The organism is Arhodomonas sp. KWT (assembly GCF_010993615.1).
In genome coordinates this window covers 1-681 of the sequence record NZ_WNXE01000909.1, presented here as the reverse complement: position 1 = coordinate 681, position 681 = coordinate 1, and the positions used below count along the sequence as shown (strand labels likewise).

Below are 681 nucleotides of genomic sequence, written 5' to 3'. Positions count from 1 at the left end.
AGCCACTCGCCAACGCCGGCGCGAAGCCCGGCGGCGAGCCCGGTGCGCGGCGCGGGACGGTCATCCAGCGTGCGGGCGAGGGTGCGGGAGAAAGCGACATAGCCCGCGCGACCGGCGAGCGCCAGAGAGATCGCCACGGCGATGGCCACCGGCCAGTGGACGCCGGCGCCAAGCAGCAGCACCACGAGCAGGACATGCCCCAGGAATTCGCCGGCGAGCAGGCGGCGTTCCAGCGAGGCCATGGGCAGGGCGCGAGCGTTCGCTGTCTTCATGACAAGGAAAAGGCCCGGACCTCCGCGGAGGGCCGGGCCTGGTCGTCACGTCATGCCTTACCCGGCCGGGTCAGGCCGCGTGACCGTTCTCGGCGAGCTGGCGAAGCACGTAGTGGAGGATGCCGCCGTTGCGGTAATACTCCCACTCGGTGGGCGTGTCGATGCGCACGTCCACCTCGAACTCCGTGGTCTTGCCGTCGGCGCCGCGGGCGGTGACCTTCACGGTCTCCGGCTCGTTCTCGACGCTGGCGATGTCGAAGACCTCCTCGCCGGTGAGGCCGAGGCTGTCGGCACTGTCGCCCTGCTTGAACTGCAGCGGCAGGACGCCGAAGCCGACCAGGTTGGAGCGGTGGATACGCTCATAGCCCTCGGCAATGACCGCCTGCACGCCGAGCAGGCGCGTGCCCTT

General features: G+C 70.2%; 1 protein-coding gene and 1 pseudogene. Both read right to left on the bottom strand.

Translation table 11 applies throughout. The features are described from left to right. Positions 1-272 (bottom strand): hypothetical protein (locus G7A99_RS23220; protein WP_205600030.1); only part of this gene is annotated, 272 nt, incomplete at its 3' end. A gap of 70 nt (positions 273-342) precedes the next feature. Further along, a pseudogene (acnA, locus tag G7A99_RS23215) lies at positions 343-681 on the bottom strand (aconitate hydratase); the annotation flags it as partial.